Source organism: Niallia sp. 03133, assembly GCF_052663225.1.
The window spans coordinates 1-526 of the sequence record NZ_JBQTCY010000042.1; the positions used below are offsets into that span (position 1 = coordinate 1).

The following is a 526-nucleotide window of genomic DNA, read 5'->3' on the forward strand; positions in this document are numbered from 1 at the left end:
CATATATGGAGGATTAGCTCAGCTGGGAGAGCATCTGCCTTACAAGCAGAGGGTCGGCGGTTCGATCCCGTCATCCTCCACCATGTTTTTTATATAGACAAGTTTTGTAGAAAAATGGTATAGCCCTTTCGGTAGAATACGATAGAATAACCTTCCTCGAATTTACCACAGCAACCGATTTTATATCTTGACTATACTTCTTACAATATTGATAACCATTCATAATTGTAAAAAAATAACAATGAAAAACTGCCGGTGTAGCTCAATTGGTAGAGCAACTGACTTGTAATCAGTAGGTTGGGGGTTCAAGTCCTCTCGCCGGCACCATTTTTGTTGAGCCATTAGCTCAGTTGGTAGAGCATCTGACTTTTAATCAGAGGGTCGGAGGTTCGAATCCTCCATGGCTCACCATTTTAAAAAAGCATTATGCGGGTGTGGCGGAATTGGCAGACGCACTAGACTTAGGATCTAGCGCCGCAAGGCGTGGGGGTTCGACTCCCTTCACCCGCACCATTCTAAACAATTT

Annotated in this window: 4 tRNA genes; all 4 read left to right on the plus strand. The window is 43.9% G+C overall.

Features of this window, described 5'->3' with window-relative positions:
* Positions 1–7: 7 nt before the first annotated feature.
* The 4 genes from ACTYBU_RS22510 (at position 8) to ACTYBU_RS22525 (ending at position 513) form a co-directional block, all read left to right on the plus strand.
* Positions 8–83, plus strand: a tRNA-Val gene (locus tag ACTYBU_RS22510).
* Between the two features lie 168 nt (positions 84–251).
* Positions 252–327: transfer RNA gene (locus tag ACTYBU_RS22515), tRNA-Thr, on the plus strand.
* An 8-nt stretch (positions 328–335) separates the two neighbouring features.
* Positions 336–411 (plus strand) — tRNA-Lys (locus ACTYBU_RS22520).
* 17 nt (positions 412–428) lie between these two features.
* Positions 429–513: transfer RNA gene (locus ACTYBU_RS22525), tRNA-Leu, on the plus strand.
* Positions 514–526: the final 13 nt, after the last annotated feature.